Source organism: Flavobacterium esculini (genome assembly GCF_048284325.1).
Lineage (GTDB): Bacteria > Bacteroidota > Bacteroidia > Flavobacteriales > Flavobacteriaceae > Flavobacterium.
Genome location: NZ_JBLVPI010000047.1, coordinates 1 through 1387 on the forward strand (window position 1 = coordinate 1; position 1387 = coordinate 1387).

Below are 1387 nucleotides of genomic sequence, written 5' to 3' on the forward strand. Positions count from 1 at the left end.
TGTCTAGTCCTGAAATAGCGATACACAAAAAAGTATTCTATGGAATCCGCACAAGAAACACGGTATGTTAAGCGTACCCAAAAAGACTACACTATGTCTTTAAAGTTAGAAATCGTTCAAGAAATAGAACGAGGACAACTTACCGTTACTGAGGCAACAAAGAAGTATGGTATTCAAAGTAGAAAGACAGTTGTACAATGGTTAATTAAATTTGGTAACTTTGATTGGGAGAACCAAATCCCACCAAAGATGGAAAAATCACCCGAACAAAAGATTATGGAGCTTGAAGTTCAAATCAAGCTTTTAGAAAAACAAAAGGCATTCTTGGAGCGACAGGCTTTTGTTGCAGACAAGAAGGCTATCCTGTTTGATATGATGATTGATTTAGCAGAAAAAGAATATCAAATCGATATCCGAAAAAACTCTGTACCCGAACAATCAATTATTTCAAAGCAAAAGAACAACAAAAAATAGCATTTACCTGTTATTTGTTCGGGATAGATAGACAGGTTTATTATCGAAGAATTCGAAGAAAAATAGTTAAACAAGACAAAGCTGAACAGGTTGTTTTGATGGTTGATGCTATCAGGAAAACAATGCCTAGAATAGGTGCTAGGAAGCTATATTATCTTTTATCGGACAAACTCCTGTTGATAAAAATAGGCAGGGATAAATTCTTTGATATACTAAGAGCCAACCATTTATTAATACAGCCAAAACGTTCTTATCATATAACAACCAACTCGCATCATCGCTTTAGAAAACACGAGAATCTAATTTTAGATTTAGAGATAAACAGGCCTGAACAAGTCTGGGTATCAGACATCACATACATTGGAAAAAGAGATAATCCTTACTACCTAAGTTTGGTTACCGATGCTTATTCAAAGAAGATAATGGGGTATTTTGTGGCTAACAACTTAAATACTCAAAGTAGTGTAATGGCTTTAAAAATGGCTCTGAAACAAAGAAAGGATTTTAATTTACCATTGATACATCATTCTGATAGAGGAATTCAATATTGTGCCAATGAATACCAAGAAGAACTTATTAAAAATAAAGTTTTATGTAGTATGACACAAAATTCAGATCCCTATGAAAATGCTGTTGCAGAAAGAATAAATGGGGTTTTAAAACAAGAATTTAAAATTGATAAATACAATCAAGGAGTAAAAATAACAAATCAAATTATCAAGGAATCAGTTACTATTTATAATGAACTTAGACCTCATTATTCTAATTATATGTTGACTCCAAATCAAATGCATTCTCAAAGCATAATTAACATGAGAACCTATAAAGCAAAAAACAGTAGCAAAAACATTTTTGCTACTGTTTAATATTTAATTTTATCTAATAATCTGTATCGTTTTTTCAGGACGGGACA

General features: G+C 32.1%; 2 protein-coding genes. Both read left to right on the top strand.

What is annotated here, in order from left to right:
- Positions 1 to 39: 39 nt before the first annotated feature.
- The gene (locus tag ACNQGG_RS17255; RefSeq protein WP_417966092.1) at positions 40 to 474 is read left to right on the top strand and encodes a transposase; all 435 of its coding nucleotides are present in this window, start codon (positions 40 to 42) and stop codon (positions 472 to 474) included.
- Between the two features lie 14 nt (positions 475 to 488).
- Positions 489 to 1340 (top strand): IS3 family transposase, encoded by an 852-nt coding sequence (locus ACNQGG_RS17260; RefSeq protein WP_417966094.1) that lies wholly within the window; start codon positions 489 to 491, stop codon positions 1338 to 1340.
- Positions 1341 to 1387 lie beyond the last annotated feature (47 nt).